Origin of the sequence: Streptomyces sp. NPDC001604 (assembly GCF_042893475.1) — a bacterium.
GTDB lineage: Bacteria > Actinomycetota > Actinomycetes > Streptomycetales > Streptomycetaceae > Streptomyces.
The window spans coordinates 830,951-848,317 of the sequence record NZ_JBIAUY010000001.1 but is presented as its reverse complement, the minus strand read 5'-3'; the positions used below and the strand labels follow the sequence as shown (position 1 = coordinate 848,317).

The 17,367-nt window shown below is 70.9% G+C and carries 14 protein-coding genes; 8 read left to right on the top strand and 6 right to left on the bottom strand.

Annotated features, from left to right (window positions below; genetic code table 11):
- Positions 1 to 2: 2 nt before the first annotated feature.
- Positions 3 to 1,619 (bottom strand): carboxyl transferase domain-containing protein, encoded by a 1,617-nt coding sequence (locus tag ACFY1E_RS03865; protein WP_389071025.1) that lies wholly within the window; start codon positions 1,617 to 1,619, stop codon positions 3 to 5.
- A 95-nt stretch (positions 1,620 to 1,714) separates the two neighbouring features.
- On the opposite strand from ACFY1E_RS03865, the gene ACFY1E_RS03860 reads away from it, so the two are divergent.
- The 3 genes from ACFY1E_RS03860 to ACFY1E_RS03850 all read left to right on the top strand — a co-directional run bounded on the left by ACFY1E_RS03860 (position 1,715) and on the right by ACFY1E_RS03850 (position 4,553).
- Positions 1,715 to 2,311: a TetR/AcrR family transcriptional regulator gene (locus ACFY1E_RS03860; RefSeq protein WP_389071023.1), complete on the top strand. Its 597-nt coding sequence runs from the start codon at positions 1,715 to 1,717 to the stop codon at positions 2,309 to 2,311.
- 171 nt (positions 2,312 to 2,482) lie between these two features.
- A complete protein-coding gene (locus tag ACFY1E_RS03855) occupies positions 2,483 to 3,640 on the top strand; it encodes an acyl-CoA dehydrogenase family protein (RefSeq protein ID WP_389071020.1) in 1,158 nt (385 codons plus the stop codon).
- Between the two features lie 46 nt (positions 3,641 to 3,686).
- Positions 3,687 to 4,553 carry an acyl-CoA thioesterase gene (locus ACFY1E_RS03850; RefSeq protein ID WP_389071017.1) on the top strand — a complete coding sequence of 289 codons (867 nt, stop codon included), beginning with the start codon at positions 3,687 to 3,689 and terminating at the stop codon, positions 4,551 to 4,553.
- 16 nt (positions 4,554 to 4,569) lie between these two features.
- Here ACFY1E_RS03850 and ACFY1E_RS03845 read toward each other — a convergent pair whose 3' ends face one another.
- Both ACFY1E_RS03845 and ACFY1E_RS03840 read right to left on the bottom strand, forming a co-directional pair.
- On the bottom strand, positions 4,570 to 5,358 hold the full coding sequence (locus tag ACFY1E_RS03845) for a phosphatase (protein WP_389071014.1): 789 nt from the start codon (positions 5,356 to 5,358) through the stop codon (positions 4,570 to 4,572).
- A gap of 122 nt (positions 5,359 to 5,480) precedes the next feature.
- Positions 5,481 to 6,953 carry a PucR family transcriptional regulator ligand-binding domain-containing protein gene (locus ACFY1E_RS03840; RefSeq protein ID WP_389071012.1) on the bottom strand — a complete coding sequence of 491 codons (1,473 nt, stop codon included), beginning with the start codon at positions 6,951 to 6,953 and terminating at the stop codon, positions 5,481 to 5,483.
- Positions 6,954 to 7,075: 122 nt separating this feature from the next.
- On the opposite strand from ACFY1E_RS03840, the gene ACFY1E_RS03835 reads away from it, so the two are divergent.
- The 3 genes from ACFY1E_RS03835 to ACFY1E_RS03825 all read left to right on the top strand — a co-directional run bounded on the left by ACFY1E_RS03835 (position 7,076) and on the right by ACFY1E_RS03825 (position 11,274).
- Positions 7,076 to 8,536, top strand: a complete 1,461-nt coding sequence (locus tag ACFY1E_RS03835; RefSeq protein ID WP_389071011.1) for a sodium:solute symporter — start codon at positions 7,076 to 7,078, stop codon at positions 8,534 to 8,536.
- A gap of 66 nt (positions 8,537 to 8,602) precedes the next feature.
- Positions 8,603 to 9,592 (top strand): agmatinase, encoded by a 990-nt coding sequence (gene speB / locus ACFY1E_RS03830; protein ID WP_389071008.1) that lies wholly within the window; start codon positions 8,603 to 8,605, stop codon positions 9,590 to 9,592.
- On the top strand, positions 9,589 to 11,274 hold the full coding sequence (locus ACFY1E_RS03825) for a thiamine pyrophosphate-binding protein (protein ID WP_389071006.1): 1,686 nt from the start codon (positions 9,589 to 9,591) through the stop codon (positions 11,272 to 11,274). Before speB ends, ACFY1E_RS03825 begins: the two co-directional genes overlap by 4 nt.
- Positions 11,275 to 11,300: 26 nt before the next feature.
- Here the strand turns inward: ACFY1E_RS03825 and ACFY1E_RS03820 are convergent, their stop codons facing one another.
- From ACFY1E_RS03820 to ACFY1E_RS03810, 3 genes are all read right to left on the bottom strand, one after another.
- Entirely contained in the window at positions 11,301 to 12,029 is a 729-nt protein-coding gene (locus tag ACFY1E_RS03820) for a class I SAM-dependent methyltransferase (RefSeq protein ID WP_389071004.1), read from the bottom strand.
- A gap of 71 nt (positions 12,030 to 12,100) precedes the next feature.
- On the bottom strand, positions 12,101 to 12,904 hold the full coding sequence (locus ACFY1E_RS03815; protein ID WP_389071002.1) for an endonuclease I family protein: 804 nt from the start codon (positions 12,902 to 12,904) through the stop codon (positions 12,101 to 12,103).
- Between the two features lie 136 nt (positions 12,905 to 13,040).
- Positions 13,041 to 15,275 carry an ArnT family glycosyltransferase gene (locus ACFY1E_RS03810; RefSeq protein ID WP_389071001.1) on the bottom strand — a complete coding sequence of 745 codons (2,235 nt, stop codon included), beginning with the start codon at positions 15,273 to 15,275 and terminating at the stop codon, positions 13,041 to 13,043.
- A gap of 157 nt (positions 15,276 to 15,432) precedes the next feature.
- Here ACFY1E_RS03810 and ACFY1E_RS03805 point away from each other — a divergent pair, with 157 nt between their 5' ends.
- Positions 15,433 to 16,293 carry a serine hydrolase gene (locus tag ACFY1E_RS03805; protein ID WP_389070999.1) on the top strand — a complete coding sequence of 287 codons (861 nt, stop codon included), beginning with the start codon at positions 15,433 to 15,435 and terminating at the stop codon, positions 16,291 to 16,293.
- Between the two features lie 48 nt (positions 16,294 to 16,341).
- Positions 16,342 to 17,367 carry an esterase-like activity of phytase family protein gene (locus ACFY1E_RS03800; RefSeq protein ID WP_389070996.1) on the top strand — a complete coding sequence of 342 codons (1,026 nt, stop codon included), beginning with the start codon at positions 16,342 to 16,344 and terminating at the stop codon, positions 17,365 to 17,367.

The following is a 17,367-nucleotide window of genomic DNA, read 5'->3' as shown; positions in this document are numbered from 1 at the left end:
CCTCACATCCGGAAGACGCCGAACTGGGGCTCGCCCAGCGGCGCGTTGGCGCATGCGGTCAGCGCGAGACCCAGCACCTGCCTGGTCTCCAGCGGGTCGATCACGCCGTCGTCCCAGAGCCGCGCGGTGGCGTAGTAGGCGTTGCCCTGGCGCTCGTACTGCTGCCGGATCGGCGCCTTGAAGGCCTCCTCGTCCTCCGCCGGCCAGTCCTGGCCCTGGGCCTCCAGTTGGTCCCGCTTGACGGTCGCGAGGACGGAGGCGGCCTGCTCGCCGCCCATGACGGAGATCTTGGCGCCGGGCCACATCCACAGGAAACGGGGGGAGTAGGCCCGTCCGCACATCGAGTAGTTGCCCGCGCCGTACGAGCCGCCGACCACGACCGTCAGCTTCGGTACGCGCGTGCAGGCCACGGCGGTGACCATCTTCGCGCCGTGCTTGGCGATGCCGCCCGCCTCGTAGTCCTTGCCGACCATGAAGCCGGAGATGTTCTGCAGGAACAGCAGCGGAATGCCGCGCTGGTCGCACAGCTCGATGAAGTGGGCGCCCTTCTGGGCGGACTCGGAGAACAGGATGCCGTTGTTGGCGACGATCCCGACCGGATGGCCGTGGATCCGGGCGAAGCCGGTGACCAGGGTCTGCCCGAACTCCGCCTTGAACTCGGCGAAACGGGAGCCGTCGACCACGCGCGCGATGATCTCGCGGACGTCGTAGGGAGTGCGGGGATCGACCGGCACCGCGCCGTAGAGGCCGTACGGATCCACCTTGGGCTCCACGGCTGCCGTGACCTCCCAGGGCAGCGGCCCGCGCGCGGGGAGCGTGGCGGCGATGTTCCGCACGATCCTGAGCGCGTGTGCGTCGTCCTCCGCCAGGTGGTCCGTCACACCGGAGACCCGGGAGTGCACCTCGCCCCCGCCCAGTTCCTCGGCGGTCACCACTTCACCGGTGGCGGCCTTCACCAGGGGTGGCCCGCCCAGGAAGATGGTCCCCTGGCCCCGGACGATGACCGCCTCGTCGCTCATCGCCGGGACATACGCCCCGCCGGCCGTGCAGGACCCCAGGACCGCGGCGATCTGCGGGATCCCCGCCCCGGACATCCGCGCCTGGTTGTAGAAGATCCGCCCGAAGTGCTCCCGGTCCGGGAAGACCTCGTCCTGCATGGGCAGGAAGGCACCCCCGGAGTCGACCAGGTAGATGCACGGCAGCCGGTTCTCCAGGGCCACCTCCTGGGCGCGCAGGTGCTTCTTCACCGTCATCGGGTAGTACGTCCCGCCCTTGACGGTGGCGTCATTGGCGACGACCACGCACTCGCGCCCGCTGACCCGCCCGATGCCCGCGATGACCCCAGCGGCCGGGGCGGCTCCCTCATACATCCCGTCCGCGGCCAGCGGCGCCAGCTCCAGGAACGGTGAGCCCGGGTCGAGCAGCGTGTCCACCCGGTCCCTCGGCAGCAGCTTCCCGCGCGCGGTGTGCCTGGCCCGCGCCTTCTCGCCGCCGCCGAGCCGCGCCGCGGCCAGCTTGCCGCGCAGCTCCTCGACGAGCGCGCGGTGCGCCGCCTCGTTGGCCCGCCAGGCCTCCGACGCGGGATCGGCCGCGCTCGTCAGCTCCGGTGCCTCGTGCATCCTGCGGTCCCCTCACCCAGTGGTCGACTGTTAATGAGCGTTAACCATTTCCTTCAGGTTAACGACCGCTAACCTCCCTGTCTAGAATTACCTACATGGCCACCAGAACCGACGCCCCCACCCGCCGCGAGCAGATCCTCAAGGAGGCCGCGCGGCTGTTCGCCGAGCGCGGTTTCCACGGGGTCGGAGTCGACGAGATAGGTGCCGCCGTCGGCATCAGCGGCCCCGGCCTCTACCGCCACTTCGCGGGCAAGGACGCGATGCTCGCCGAGCTGCTGGTCGGGATCAGCGGCCAGCTGCTGACCGGTGCCAAACGGCGCGTGGCGGAGGTGGACGGGGGTCCCGCGGACGCGGTCCTCGACTCGCTCATCGAAGGGCACATCGACTTCGCGCTCGACGACCGCCCCCTGATCACCCTGCACGACCGCGAGCTGGACCGCCTCCGGGACAGCGACCGCAAGCTGGTGCGCCAGCTCCAGCGGCAGTACGTCGAGCTGTGGGTGGAGGTGCTGCGGAAGGTCTATCCGGGCATCGCGGAACCCGCCGCCCGCTCCGCCGTGCACTCGGTCTTCGGCCTCCTGAACTCGACCCCGCACCTGGGCCGCCCCGGCTCGCTGCCGGGCCGCGGGGCGACGGCGGAGCTGCTGCACCGGATGGCACGGGGGGCCTTCGCTGCGGCCGCGGCGGAGTGACGAGCGTTACGGGATCTCCTCTGGACGCCTCTCCTTACCCGCCGGTACCTTGGTGTCTGAGCAAGCGCTTAGCCATGTGGGCCGCAACCCCCAATTGAGGAACCCCGACGGCGAGCAACCAGGTACGCGAGAGCGGCGCCGGTTCAGGCGCAGAGAAGGGTGGTGGCGGCGGTGCGCCGTACGGTGTTCAACGAGGACCACGAGGCGTTCCGGGAGACCCTGCGCGCCTTCATCGAGGCCGAGGTCGTCCCGGTCTACGACGAGTGGTTCGCCGCCGGCCAGGCGCCGCGCGACTTCTACTACAAGCTCGCCGAGCTCGGCATCTTCGGCATCCGCGTGGACGAGGAGTACGGCGGCGCCGGCATCGACTCGTACAAGTTCGAGGCCGTGATGTACGAGGAGACCGCGCGCGCGGGCGTGCAGTTCGGCGGCTCCGGTGTGCACGTGCTGCTCGGCCTGCCGTACATCAAGATGCTCGCCACCGACGAGCAGAAGAAGCGCTTCCTGCCGAAGTTCGTCTCCGGCGAGGAGATGTGGGCCCTCGCGATGACCGAGCCGGGCACCGGCTCCGACCTCGCGGGCATGAAGACCACTGCCAAGCTCTCCGAGGACGGCACGCACTACGTCCTCAACGGCGCCAAGACCTTCATCACCGGTGGCGTCCACGCCGACCGTGTGATCGTCTGCGCCCGCACCTCCGCGCCCACCGCCGAGGACCGCCGCTTCGGCATCTCCCTGTTCGCCGTGGACACCAAGTCCGAGGGCTACTCGATAGGCCGCAAGCTGGACAAGCTGGGCCTGAAGACCTCCGACACCGCCGAGCTGGCGTTCGTCGACGTGAAGGTCCCGGTCGAGGACCTGCTCGGCGAGGAGAACAAGGGCTTCTACTACCTGGGCCACAACCTCGCCTCCGAGCGCTGGGGCATCGCCTTCGGCGCCTACGCGCAGGCCAAGGCCGCCGTGCGGTTCGCCAAGGAGTACGTCCAGGAGCGCACCGTCTTCGGCAAGCCGGTCGCGTCCTTCCAGAACACCAAGTTCGAGCTGGCCGCCTGCCAGGCCGAGGTGGACGCCGCCGAGGCCGTCGCCGACCGCGCCCTGGAGGCCCTCGACGCCGGTGAGCTGACGCCCGCCGAGGCCGCCTCCGCCAAGCTGTTCTGCACCGAGGTCGCCCACCGCGTGATCGACCGCTGCCTCCAGCTGCACGGCGGCTACGGCTTCATGAACGAGTACCCGATCGCCCGCCTGTACGCGGACAACCGGGTCAACCGCATCTACGGCGGCACCAGCGAGATCATGAAGACGATCATCGCCAAGGACATGGGCCTGTAAGACCCGGGAAACCCCTAGAAATCACTGGCGGGTACAACTGTCTGCCATGAGCCAGGCACTACAGGGTCTCCTCGATCTGCTCGACCTCGAGCAGATCGAGGAGAACATCTTCCGCGGCCAGTCCCGGTCCGCCGTCGTCCCCCGCGTCTTCGGCGGGCAGGTCGCGGCCCAGGCGCTGGTCGCCGCGGGGCGCACGGTCCCCGCGGACCGGCACGCCCACTCCCTGCACGCGTACTTCCTGCGGCCGGGCGACCCGGGCGCGCCCATCGTGTACACGGTCGAACGCATCCGTGACGGCCGCTCCTTCACCACCCGCCGGGCGATCGCGGTCCAGCACGGCAGGCCGATCTTCGCGCTGTCGGCGTCCTTCCAGGTCCACGAGGACGGCCTCGACCACCAGACCCCGATGCCGCCCGCGCCCGACCCGGCCACGCTGCCCACCTCCCAGGAGCGGCTGCGCGGTTACGACCACCTCGATCCCGCGGTGGTGGAGAAGTTCCTGGAGGCCCGCGAGGCCGTCGACCTGCGCTACGTCGAGGAACCGCCGTACGGGAAGTTCGGCGAGCCGCGCGAACCGCACAGCCAGGTCTGGTTCCGCACCAACGGCAAGCTGGACGACGACCCGCTGCTGCACGTCGTCCTCGCCACCTACGTCTCCGACATGACCCTGCTCGACTCGATCCTGCTCGCGCACGGCCGGGGCGGCTGGGCCGTCGGCGACGTCGTCGGCGCCTCGCTCGACCACGCCATGTGGTTCCACCGGCCGTTCAGGGCCGACGAGTGGCTGCTCTACGACCAGGAGTCGCCCACGAGCCACGGCGGCCGCGGGCTCGGCCAGGCCCGGATCTACACGCAGGACGGGCAGCTGGCCATCTCGGTGATCCAGGAAGGGCTGGTCCGGGTCCCGCGCTGACGGGACAGCAGGACCGTCAGGACAGGCCCGCCTCCGCCAGCAGATACGCCGTCATCGGGTCGTAGTGGCGCGGGCTCGGCACATGGTCGTCGAGCGGGACCGTCACCTGTACGGTGCCCTCGGCCTCGGCGAGGAAGAGCGCCGGGTCGTTGCAGTCGGCGTAGCCGACGGAGTCGACGCCGTGCTGGCCGGCGTAGCCCGCCCAGCCGTGGTCGGCGACGACCAGGTCCGGCAGCGGGCGGCCCTCCTCCTCGAGTGCCGTGAGGATGGCCTTCATCGGCTCACCGGAGTGCGTGTGCCAGAGGGTGGCGCCGTGCTCCAGGACCGCCACGTCCGCGAGCTGCCACACATACCCCTCGTCCGTCTGCAGCCCCTCCGGGATCACCACGATCTCGCAGCCGGCCGCGCGCAGGGCGGCGGCCGTGGCGCGGTGCACGTCGAGCAAGCCGCCCGGGTGGCCGGTCGCGAACAGCACCCGCTGCCGCCCCTCGGCCGCCTTGCGCAGCCGGGCCGCCATCCGCTCCAGACCGCCCACCGTCAGCTCGGGGTCGATGGTGTCCTGGCCGTACCGGTACTCGGGGTCGTCGTTCACACCCACCCGCTCCGCCATCACCGCGAGCACGTCCTGCTCGTCGGTCCACCGGTCGCCGAGTTCCAGCCCGAGCCAGAAGTTGCGGACGCCGTTCGCGAGCTGGCGGTAGTGGGAGAGGTTGTTCTCGCGCGGGGTGGCGACGTCGCCCGCGATGCGGGTCTTCACGAGGTGCTCGAGGAGCTCGGCGCGGCTGGGTGTCCCGGGTATCGGCATGAAACCCATTGTGAGGCAGCCGACTCTGCGATTCCCTGGCGTCCGGCACGCTGGGACGCGCGTCACGTACTCAGCGACGTGGGCCCGCGTACCCACTGCCGCCGTACCTGTTGCCGTCGTACCTACTGCCGCCGCAGCGCGAACCACAGCTCCATGCGGACGTCCGGGTCGTCCAGGTCCGTGTCGAGGAGGGCGGCGCAGCGGGCGATGCGCTGGCGGACCGTGTTGCGGTGGACGGACAGGGCGACGGCCGTGCGGTCCCAACTGCCGTGCAGGGACAGCCAGGTGCGCAGGGTCTCGGCGAGCGCGGGGGTGCCCGAGATCGGGGCTAGGAGCGTACGGGCGTGGGCCGCGGCCTCCTCGGACGGCACCAGGTCGGCGAGGCCCGCCCGGTCGCCGTGCCGGACCAGCACCGCGCGGGTGGCGCGGGCGCGGGCCAGCGCGCGGGCGGCCTGGGTGTCGGCGGACGGCCATCCGGACGGGGCCGAGGCGGCGCTGACGCCCAGCGTCCAGCCCGGCTGTGCGGCCGGTTCGCGGCCGGCGGGCACCAGGACCCGGACGACGTCGTCGGCCAGGTCGACCAGCGGTGACCCGAGGGCCGCGCCCAACGCCGAGGCGGCCACCGGGTCGGGTGCCTGCGCATCCGGCCGGGCGTGCACCACGAGCCAGGGGCCGGGCCCGAGGAGGGCGGCCACCTCGGCCGGCGGCGCCCCCAGCAGCAGCCGTACCAGCGCGGACGACCGTGCCGCCCCGGTGCCGCTCTGGTGCTCGCCGGTGAGGAGGGAGAGCAGGACCGCGGCCACGGAGGCGATGGTGTGATCGCCGGGTTCCCGCTGCGGCGCGGCGACCCCGAGCACGAAACCCTGCCCGGCGCCGAGGGCGTAGGCGGCGAGGTGGGTGCCGGCGGCCGTGTCGGTGGCGGAGGTGGGCGCCCCCGGACCGGAGGGGCGTACGACCTGCGCGAGCCGGGCCAGCGCCTCCGGGACGGTCGCCTCCGCCGGGCGCCCCGCGGAGGCGATCTCCGCGCCCTCCGGCCCGTACAGCACCGCCCGGCCGCCCACCCGCTGGGCCAGCTGCCGCAGCACCGACGGCACCGGGTCCGGGCGGGAGGCCGCCGCCGCGAGGCTCTGCTGGGCCTCCGTCACCCGGCGCAGTTCGGCGAGGCGCGCCTGCGCCATCAGCTGCCAGACCGCGCGGGCGATGCCGGAGAACGTGGTCTGCTCAGGGACCTCGACGAGCGGCAGCTCGTGCGCGTCGCACGCCGCCACCAGGGCGCGCGGCACCGTGTCGTGCACGGGGGCCAGGCCGAAGCCGAGGGCCGCGCCGCCCGCCGCGACGATCCGCGAGACGTAGTCGTCGAAGTACGTGCCGGAACCGGCGGCCTCCGGGACATGGACCCCCGCGGTCAGCAGCAGCTCCCCGCCCAGCAGATACGGGTACGGGTCGGCCATCTCCGAGGTGTGCGCCCAGTGGATGACGATGCCCGGATCGGTCGGCCCCGCGATCTGCCGCAGGGCCAGGTCCTCACGGGCCAGGAGTGCCGAAAGGGGCACGGGTGGCGTGGGTGGCGTGGCGGGAGCCGTGGAGTCCGGCATGGTGTGCGCTCCCTCCATCCCGTACGGCTCGAATGGATGAAACGTACACTTCGCAGTCGCTTTTCAGCCACCTAGTGTCAGTGCTCATCACCCGCCGGCGAGACCGAGCGAAGGAGGGCCCCGTGGCCATCGACTACACAGTGATCGTCGTCTATCTGGCCGGAATGCTGGCCATGGGCTGGTGGGGCATGCGCCGCGCCAGGTCGAAGAGCGAGTTCCTGGTCGCGGGGCGCCGCCTCGGACCCGCGATGTACTCCGGCACCATGGCCGCGATCGTCCTCGGCGGCGCGTCCACCATCGGCGGCGTCGGCCTCGGCTACCAGTACGGCCTCTCCGGCGCCTGGATGGTCTTCACCATCGGCCTCGGGCTGCTCGCCCTGTCCGTCTTCTTCTCCGCCCGCATCGCCCGACTGAAGGTCTACACCGTCTCCGAGATGCTGGATCTCAGGTACGGCGGCCGCGCGGGCGTCATCTCCGGTGTGGTCATGTGGGCGTACACCCTCATGCTCGCGGTGACGTCCACCATCGCGTACGCCACGATCTTCGACGTGCTCTTCGACATGAACCGCACGGTCGCGATCATCCTCGGCGGCTCGATCGTGGTCGCGTACTCGACGCTCGGCGGCATGTGGTCGATCACGCTCACCGACATGGTGCAGTTCGTGGTCAAGACGATCGGCGTGCTGCTGCTCCTGCTGCCCATCGCGGTCGTCAAGGCGGGCGGCTTCTCCGAGATGAAGGCCAAGCTGCCGACGTCGTACTTCGACCCGCTGGGCATCGGCGGCGAGACGATCTTCACCTATGTCCTGATCTACACGTTCGGCATGCTCATCGGACAGGACATCTGGCAACGCGTCTTCACCGCCCGCAGCGACACGACGGCGAAGTGGGGCGGCACGGTCGCGGGCACCTACTGTCTGGCGTACGCCCTCGCCGGCGCCGTCATCGGTACGGCCGCCAAGATGCTGTACCCGAAGCTGGGCAGCCCGGACGACGCCTTCGCGACCATCGTCAAGGACGAACTCCCGGTCGGCGTGCGGGGGTTGGTGCTGGCCGCCGCGCTCGCCGCCGTGATGTCGACCTCGTCCGGCGCGCTGATCGCCTGCGCGACCGTGGCCAACAACGACATCTGGTCGCGGCTGCGGGGAGCCGTACGCAGGTCCGACGGCGAGCACGACGAGGTCAAGGGCAACCGCGCCTTCATCCTGATCATGGGCCTCGCGGTGATCGGCACGGCGATCGCGCTCAACAACGTCGTCGAGGCGCTGACGGTGGCGTACAACCTGCTGGTCGGCGGGCTCCTCGTGCCCATCCTCGGCGGGCTGCTGTGGAAGCGCGGCACCGTGCAGGGCGCCCTCGCCTCGGTGATCGTCGGTGGCCTCGCGGTCATCGGCCTGATGGCCGGCTACGGCATCCTCGCCAACGAGCCCGTCTACTACGGCCTTCTGTCGTCCCTCGTCGCATATGTGGCGGTCTCCCTGGGGACGAAGCCCACGGACGAGCGTGTCCTCGCCACCTGGCGCGAGCGTCTCGCGGGACGGTCCTCCGAACTCGCGTCCGAACCGGTCCCGGCTCCCCAGTAGAGTCGTACGAGAATCAGTACTTATCGCTCCATACGCGATGAAGCGTAGGAAAGAAGGCATCAGCCCATGAGCAGCAACGAGACGCCCCGCGGCCCCGTCGACTCCTCCCGCATCCCGCGGTACGCCGGACCCGCGACCTTCGCCCGGCTGCCCCGCCTCGACGAGGTCGGCCGCGCCGATGTCGCCGTGGTGGGCGTGCCGTTCGACTCGGGCGTCTCGTACCGGCCGGGCGCCCGCTTCGGCGGCAACGCGATCCGCGAGGCGTCCCGGCTGCTGCGGCCCTACAACCCGGCGCAGGACGCGTCCCCGTTCGCGCTGGCGCAGGTCGCGGACGGCGGGGACATCGCGGTGAACCCCTTCAACATCAACGAGGCCGTGGAGACCGTCGAGGCCGCGGCGGACGAGCTGCTGGGCACGGGCGCCCGCCTGATGACCCTGGGCGGCGACCACACCATCGCGCTGCCGCTCCTGCGCTCGGTGGCGAAGAAGCACGGCCCGGTCGCGCTGCTCCACTTCGACGCCCACCTCGACACCTGGGACACGTACTTCGGCGCCGAGTACACGCACGGCACACCGTTCCGGCGGGCGGTGGAGGAGGGCATCCTCGACACCGAGGCGCTCTCCCACGTCGGCATCCGCGGCCCGCTCTACGGCAAGCAGGACCTCACCGACGACGAGAAGATGGGCTTCGGCATCGTCACCTCGGCGGACGTCTACCGCCGGGGCGCCGACGAGGTCGCCGACCAGCTGCGGCAGCGCATCGGCGACCGCCCGCTGTACATCTCGATCGACATCGACTGCCTCGACCCGGCCCACGCGCCCGGCACCGGCACCCCGGAGGCGGGCGGCATGACCTCCCGCGAGCTGCTGGAGATCCTGCGCGGCCTGGCCTCCTGCAACCTGGTCTCGGCGGACGTCGTCGAGGTGGCGCCCGCGTACGATCACGCGGAGATCACGTCGGTGGCCGCGTCCCACACGGCGTACGAACTGACCACGATCATGTCCCGCCAGATCGCCGCGGCCCGCACGGAGAACAAGGGGAACGAAGGCAAGTGACCCACGACCACGACCTGGAACTCCGCCCGACCGAGGCGCAGATCTCCGCCGCTCTCAACCCTCCTCCCGGCCGCAACGGCGGAGACCTGGTCGTGGAGACGCTCGCCGGGCTCGGCGCGACGACGGTCTTCGGGCTGCCCGGCCAGCACGCGCTGGGCATGTTCGACGCGCTGCGCCGGTCGGCGCTGCGGTATGTGGGCCTGCGGGTGGAGAACAACGCGGGGTTCGCGGCGGACGCGTACGGCCGGATCACGGGCGAGGCGGCGCCGCTGCTCCTGTCCACCGGCCCGGGAGCCCTGACGTCCCTGGCCGCGCTGCAGGAAGCGGCCGCGGCCTCGGCGCCCGTGCTGGCGATCAGCAGCCAGATCCCGACGGCGGGGCTGGGCGGCGGCAGGCACGGCTATCTGCACGAACTCCCGGACCAGGCGGCCTCGTTCCGGGGCGTGGCCAAGTCGGTCCACACGGTCCGCACCCAGTCCCAGATCCCGTCCGCGATCGCGGCGGCCTGGAAGTCGGCTCTGACCGCCCCGCACGGCCCGGTGTGGGTGGAGATCCCGCAGGACGTACTGCTGGCGCAGACCTCGCTGCCGGTGGTGACGGGAGTGGACGCGACACCGGAGGACCTGGTGCCGCGCCCCGAGCTGACCGCCGTCGCCGCCGACCTGCTCTCCCGCGCCGAACGCCCGGCGATCATCGCGGGCGGGGGAGTGGTACGGGCGGACGCCTCGGGCAAGCTGCGGCAGCTGGCGGAGGTCTTGCAGGCGCCGGTGGTGACGACGCCGGGCGGCAAGGGCGCCTTCCCCTGGAAGCACCCGCTGTCCCTCCAGTCCTGGATCGAGGACCGGCACACCACGGACTTCCTGGAGGACGCGGACGTCCTGCTGGTGGTCGGCTCGGGCCTGGGCGAACTCTCCTCCAACTACCACACGTTCAAGCCCCGCGGCCGGGTCGTCCAGATCGAGGCGGACCTCGGCAAGCTGGAGTCCAACCACCCGGCGCTGGGCATCCACGCGGATGCCCGCCTGGCGTTGCAGGCCCTGCTGGAAACCGTGTCGGAGCGCACGGACCCCACGGCACCGGAGCGGGTCAGGGCGGTCCTCTCGAAGGTCACCGAACGCATCGCCTCCCAGGAACTGACCCTGGAACAGGACGTGTTGGCCTCCGTCCGCCGGGCGCTGCCCGCCGACTCCCCGTCCTTCTGGGACATGACGATCCTGGCCTACTGGGCCTGGTCGGCCTTCGACGCCAAGGGACCCAATCTCCTGCACTCCGCCCAGGGCGCCGGCGGACTCGGCTACGGCTTCCCGGCGGCCCTGGGAGCAGCGGCGGCGGACCCCACCCGCCCGGTGCTGGCGGTGTCGGGTGACGGCGGCGCCCTGTACTCGATCGCGGAGCTGGCGACGGCCCGCCAGTACGACCTGAACGTCACCTGGCTGATCGTCGACGACGGCGGCTACGGCATCCTGCGCGAATACATGACCGACGCCTTCGGCCAGGCGACGGCGACGGAGCTGTCCCGGCCGGACTATGTGGCCCTCGCCGAGTCCTTCGGGGTGCCGGGGGTGCGTACGACGCCGGAGACCCTGGAGACGGACCTCGCGAAGGCGCTGGCCTCAGCCGGGCCGTCGGTGGTGGTGCTGCCTGCGGTGCTGAGGATGTTCGCGGCGACGCATCTGGACTGACCGGGGCACTGCGGGGCGCGGCCGGTCTACGGACGTCGTGCGAGGAAGACGAACTCCCTGCCCGGCCGGTCGGGTGCCTCGCGCACGCCCTCCACCACGTACCCCTGTGCGACCAACTCGGCCTCGACCTCGTGCCGTTCGCGGAAACGCAGCGTTGAGTCCGACGTCAGCACCTGGCCGGTCGTGGTGAACACATAGGTCCAGCGGAACGACACCAGTGGCCCGCTCACCTCGATCAGTCGGACCCAGCTCTCGACCGCGCCGACGCCCGCAGTCTCCGTCACCCGGTAGGAGTCTTCGCGGTTCCATTCCTCCCAGGCGCGTCGGGCCGGATCCCGGGTCTCGAACACCAGCCGGCCACCCGGTCGCAGCGCGCTGTACGCCCCCTTCAGCGTCTCCTCCCACTCCCGGGCGTCGACGATCTGCTGGGCGACGTTCGCCGTCATGGTCGCCAGGTCGACCTGCAGCGGCGGGAGCGCTGTCGCATCACCGCAGATCCAGCGCACCCGTTCGCCGCCCGGCTTGGCCCGGGCGACGTCGATGGATGCCCTGGCCGGATCGCAGCCGACGACCTCGATCCCGCGATCGGCAAGCAGGAGCGCGAACACCCCGGTCCCGCAGCCGATGTCCAGAACCCGACGGGCCCCGAATTCCTCCGCCATGCGGGCGTAGGCGTCGAGATCGCTGCGGTCGGGGTCCAGCCGGTCGTAGATCGCGGCAAGCTGTGGATGCGTGAAGCACTCGTCGGCAGCCATGCTGCCGAACCTAGGCGGAGCCGGCCGCGCCGGGCCACGGAATTTCACCGGCCCCGCCCCACGCCACCGGCCTACCAGATCGCGTCCACCCACTCCGGGTGGTCGATGAACGGGTTCCGGTTGTGCTGGTAGGTGTCGTAGATGACCTGGTTGCGCTTCTCCTCGAAGGCGCTCGGCGGGTCCTCGTCGTTCCACTGCTTGAGGACCGAGAGCTTGCCGATGTACGGGTTGCTGCCGTTGTTGACCTTCTCGTCGGGCTCCAGGTCGGGGAAGCCGTCGCCCCCGTCGTAGCGGACCGCCATGTAGAGGATCATGCGGGCCACGTCGCCCTTGTCCGCGTCGCGCGGCTCGAAGGAGTCGGAGTCGACCCTGCTGCCGCCGCCGCCCGTGACCGCGCTGCCGCCGTTGTCGAAGTCCAGGTTGCCGCGGATGCTGTTGACCTGGACGTCGGCCGGGCGCAGATGGTGCAGGTCGGTGCCGGGGCCGGTCGAGGTGCCGAAGTCGCCGTGGGACTTGGCCCATACGTGCTCGCGGTTCCAGTCGCCGGTGTCGCCGCCGCTCAGGGACTTGGCGCGGGAGACGCCGCTGTAGAGCAGGATGACGTTGTTGCTGTTGTTCGGGTCCTGGTCGGTGACCTTGAGGGCGTTCCAGACCGCGTCGTACGAGATCTTCGTCTGGCTGCTGATGATCGTGTGCAGGGAGGACTTGAGGCTCGCGCCCGTCTTGCCGATCGCGTTCTTGTAGTACGTCGAGTCGTAGTCGGTCGTCGTGGCGTCGGCCGGAGTCGCGGTCAGGGCCGGGGTGGTGAGGCCGACCAGGACGGCCGCGGTGGCCCAGGCCACCGACTTCCAGCGGCGGGTGCGTGTCGCCGTCATGTGGGGGTTCCCATCTACGCGGGTTGAATGGAGGCGGCAAGAAGGAGGGTGACATGGACATGAGGTCCGGCAGGTGAACGGAACGTAAAAAGGGGCCCCGGTCATGTGGTCGGGGCCCCTTCGGTGTCGGAGTCCGTCAGCTGACGTCTGACGGGTCCAGGCGGTAGAGCGACGACGAGCTCGAACGGGACGAGGACGGCGAGGACGGCGAGGACGACGAGGACGGCGAGGAGTTCGTGTTCGTGGTCGTGTTCGACGTCGAACTCTTGCTGTAGGCGCTCTCCTTGACCGCCGTGCCGTGCTGCTGCACCCAGTTCGACACCTCGGTGCTGAGGTTGTTGCCGCCGCCGGGGCCGCCGCCCATGCCGCCGCTGCCGATCTGGATGTAGTGCAGCTCGCCCTTCTTCACCAGCTCCTTGAGCTTGGCCACCGTCATCGCGTTGTCGGAGCCGGTGAAGCCCCACATGGAGATGACCGGTTCCCTGGCGCTGAGCTCGATCTGGGCGGCGCTCTGCGAGTTGGACACCGCGAGCAGCCACTTGGCGCCGTCCTGGTGCTCCTTCAGGTACGAGATGAGCTCGCTGTCCGCGCCGCCCATGCCGCCGGGGCCGCCCATGCCGCCGCGGCCGAAGCCACGCTGTCCGGACGTATCGCCCAACTCGCCGTTGCCGCTGGGAGTTTGGCCGCCGCCCTGTGGGGTGCCGCCCGGCACTTCACCGTTCTGGCCCTGCCGCCCGCCGACGGGGAAACCGCCCGCGCCCTCGGCCCGGCCGCCTGCCCGGGTGGCGCCGCCCGGCATCCCCCCGCCGCCCGGGAAGCCGCCGCGGTTGCCGCCGGGTCCACCGCCGAAGCCGCCTCCCGTGGAGGGGCCGGCCGTCGGGTTGGTGCCGCCCATCATGCCGCCGGAGGAACCGAAGGCCGGCGAGACCGCGTACGCCGTTGGACCTGCGAGGGCCGCGATGACCGCCGCCGCCAGGGAAGCCGTCAGCAGCCGTACGCGGGAGCCGGAGCGGAAGGCGAGCATGCCGACGACGCCGGCCACGGTGAGGACGCCGATCGTGGGCCACAGCCAGGTGTTCCAGCCTGAGGCGCGACGGAGCAGCACGATCGCCCAGATGCCGGTGACGGCGAAGGCGACCGGGAGCACCCATGCCCAGCGCCTGTCGCGGCGGAAGGCGCCCAGCAGCATCGCGCCCCCGCCGCCGCACAGTGCCGCGATGCCCGGGGCGAGAGCGGTCGTGTAGTACGGGTGCATCGTGCCCTGGGCGGTCGCGAAGATCACGTAGTGCAGCAGGGTCCAGCCGCCCCACAGGACCAGTGCCATCCGGCGCAGGTCGGTGCGCGGGGCGCGCCCGCACAGGACCAGGCCGCCGATCAGGGCGATCGCGGAGAAGGGCAGCAGCCAGGAGATCTGGCCGCCGAGGATGTCGTTGAACATCCGGCCCAGGCCTGCGGAGCCGGAGAAGCCGCCGCCACCGCCCCCGCCGCCTCCGCCGTTGCCCTCGCCGCCGAAGACGCGGCCGAGGCCGTCGTAACCCATGATCAGGTTCCAGGCGGAGCCGTCCGTGGAGCCGCCGATGTAGGGCCGGTCGGAGGCCGGGACCAGCGAGACGGCGACCGCCCACCAGAAGCTGGAGACGGCCAGGACGACCGCGGCGAGAAGCAGGTTGACGATGCGCTTCACCCAAGGGGCCTTCGACGCGTAGAGGTAGAGCGCGAAGACGGCCGGGAGGGCGATCCAGCCCGCGAGCAGCTTGGTGTTGAAGGCGAGGCCGAAGCAGGCGGCCGAGCCGAGCAGCGGCAGCAGCCTCTCGTCACGGGTGGCGCGGAACGCCAGCGCCGCGCCCGCCACCATGAGGAAGACGAGCAGGGTGTCCGGGTTGTTGTCGCGGTTGATGGCGACGGTGATCGGGGTGAGCGCCAGCACCAGCGCGGCGACGGTCGCGGCGCCGTGGCCCCAGACCCGCTTCACATTGGCGTGCAGGATCCAGATCGTGGCGAGGGCCACCGCGATCATCGGCGCCATCATCTGCCAGGTGCCGAAGCCGAAGACACGGCACGACAGGCCCATGACCATGAGCGCGAGCGGCGGTTTGTCGACGGTCAGGAAGTTGCCCGGGTCCAGCGACCCGAAGAACCACGCCTTCCAGCTCTGCGTGCCCGCCCAGACGGCACCGCTGTAGAAGGTGTTCATGCCGGAGCCGGAGAGGTTCCAGGCATACAGGGCCGCCGCCAGGACGAGAATCGCGATCAGCGCAGGCAGCGACCAGCGGGGCGCCTTGTCCGCGGGCGCCGCGGGTGGGGACGGCGGCGGCCGGTCGGCGGACACGGTCTCGGCGGTGTGGGGGAGTGGATCGGTGGCAGATGTCACGAGCGCATCGTGCAGAGGCGGAGTGAGCGCGCGCTGTGGCGAACCTGGCTCCCGGCTGTGAATCGGCCGAGGCCGCGGTGACGCCTCGTACTGCTTTTGCCCAACGATCCCGCTGATGCGTACAACCATTCAGTCGAACCCGTGCGTCAACAGGGGCATGACTCACCGGACTTCCACCAGACGCGCAAGAGCGCTCGCCACCGGAGCCCTCGGGCTCGGCATCCTCATACCCGGCGTGGCCGCCGCCTCGCCCGCCGCGGCCGCCACGACACCGGCCGTCAGCTGTACGTCCTCCAAGGCCGCCCTGGCCACCAAACTCCAGAAGGACATCACCGCCGCCCTCGCGAACCGCACGGGCACCGTCTCGGTCGGCCTCTACGACCGCTCCACCAACACGACTTGCTCGCTGCGGGCCACTTCCTCCTACGACTCCGCGAGCGCAGTGAAGGTCACCGTCCTCGCCACGCTGCTGTGGGACGCGAAGAAGCACAACCGCTATCTGACCGACACCGAGGCCTCCTTGGCCAAGGCCATGATCACCAAGTCGGACAACGACGCGACCAGCAAGCTCTGGAAGCAGCTCGGCCTGACGAAGATCAAGGGCTTCCTGAGTGCCGCCGCCATGACGAAGACCGTCCCCGGCGCGAACGGCTACTGGGGGCTGACCCAGATCAACGTCACCGACGAGCAGAAGCTGCTCAAGCTGATCACCGCGCCGAACGCGGTCCTGAGCGACAACTCCCGTGCCTACATCCTGAAGTTGATGAGCCAGGTCATCTCCTCGCAGCGCTGGGGCACACCGTACGGAGCGCCCTCCGGGGTCTCGGTCCACGTCAAGAACGGCTGGCTGCAGCGCTCCACGCACGGCTGGCGGGTCCACAGCCTCGGCACCTTCAACGGCGGCGGCCACGACTACATGATCACGGTGCTGACGTGGGGCAACAGCACCATGAGCTACGGCATCAACACCATCCAGGGCGTGGCGAAGGTGATTCACAGGGACCTTGCCGCGAGTTGACCTCTACCGGTCTCCCGCCCGTCACCCTCCCGCCCTACGGTGACGCCCATGCGCCTGAGAACCGTACTCGCGACCGCCACCGCGGCCCTGGCGGCGGCCACCAGTCTGACCGCCGCCGGGCCCGCCACCGCCAACACACAGCAGGGCCATGCCTGTTCGCCCTCCGTCTCCGTCGACCGCTTCTCCGACGCGCTCGACAAGACGACGTACCAGGGCACCTTCGTCGGCAACTTCTCCGCGCTCGCCGTGGATCGTGACGGGTCACTGGCCGCCCTGGAGGACCGCTCCTCGCTGTTCAGCCTGGACCGGAAGACCCTCGCGCCGCAGTCCGTCGTCCCGCTCGCCGACGAGAAGGGCGCCGCGCTCGACAGCGAGGGGCTGGTCATCGACCGGGACGGCACCCGGCTGATCACCTCGGAGACCGAGCCGTCGATCCGCCGCTACAGCGTGGACGGCAGGATCCTCGACCGCCTCCCGGTCCCCTCCCCGCTCCTCGTCGCCCCGGCGGGCCGCGCCACGGCCAACCAGACCTTCGAGGGTCTGACCCTCCTGCCCGGCGGCCACACCCTGCTGGCCTCGATGGAGAACGCGATCTCCGGCGACGCCACGAACACCGTCCGCTTCCAGACCTGGGAGCGGACGAAGGGCGGGCACTTCCGGCTCGGCGCCCAGTACGCGTACCCGATCGACTCCGGCCTCGGCGTCCCGGAGGTCCAGGCCACCCCGGACGGTCGCCTCCTCGTCCTGGAGCGCGGCTTCACTCCCGGCGTCGGCAACACGGTCCGCCTCTACCTGGCCGACCCGCGCCACGCGACGGACACCAGCGGCATCGAGAACCTCACGGGCCAGTCCGGCGTACGCCTGATCAGGAAGACGCTGCTCACGGACCTGGTGACCTGCCCGTCACTGGGGGCGACGGCCAAGCAGCCCCAGCCGAACCCCCTGCTCGACAACATCGAGGGAATGGCGATCACGGGGTACACGAAGGGCCGCCTGAAGGTGCTGCTGGTCAGCGACGACAATCAGAACGCCGTGCAGACGACGCGCTTCTACTACCTGCGGGTACGCGTCTGA

Excerpts from the sequence above, each read along its gene's own strand:
- ACFY1E_RS03800 (WP_389070996.1), top strand. The coding sequence starts at position 16,342 with ATGCGCCTGAGAACCGTACTCGCGACCGCCACCGCGGCCCTGGCGGCG.
- ACFY1E_RS03860 (WP_389071023.1), top strand. The coding sequence starts at position 1,715 with ATGGCCACCAGAACCGACGCCCCCACCCGCCGCGAGCAGATCCTCAAG.
- ACFY1E_RS03850 (WP_389071017.1), top strand. The coding sequence starts at position 3,687 with ATGAGCCAGGCACTACAGGGTCTCCTCGATCTGCTCGACCTCGAGCAG.
- ACFY1E_RS03845 (WP_389071014.1), bottom strand. The coding sequence starts at position 5,358 with ATGCCGATACCCGGGACACCCAGCCGCGCCGAGCTCCTCGAGCACCTC.
- ACFY1E_RS03820 (WP_389071004.1), bottom strand. The coding sequence starts at position 12,029 with ATGGCTGCCGACGAGTGCTTCACGCATCCACAGCTTGCCGCGATCTAC.
- ACFY1E_RS03840 (WP_389071012.1), bottom strand. The coding sequence starts at position 6,953 with ATGCCGGACTCCACGGCTCCCGCCACGCCACCCACGCCACCCGTGCCC.
- speB (WP_389071008.1), top strand. The coding sequence starts at position 8,603 with ATGAGCAGCAACGAGACGCCCCGCGGCCCCGTCGACTCCTCCCGCATC.
- ACFY1E_RS03805 (WP_389070999.1), top strand. The coding sequence starts at position 15,433 with ATGACTCACCGGACTTCCACCAGACGCGCAAGAGCGCTCGCCACCGGA.
- ACFY1E_RS03815 (WP_389071002.1), bottom strand. The coding sequence starts at position 12,904 with ATGACGGCGACACGCACCCGCCGCTGGAAGTCGGTGGCCTGGGCCACC.
- ACFY1E_RS03865 (WP_389071025.1), bottom strand. The coding sequence starts at position 1,619 with ATGCACGAGGCACCGGAGCTGACGAGCGCGGCCGATCCCGCGTCGGAG.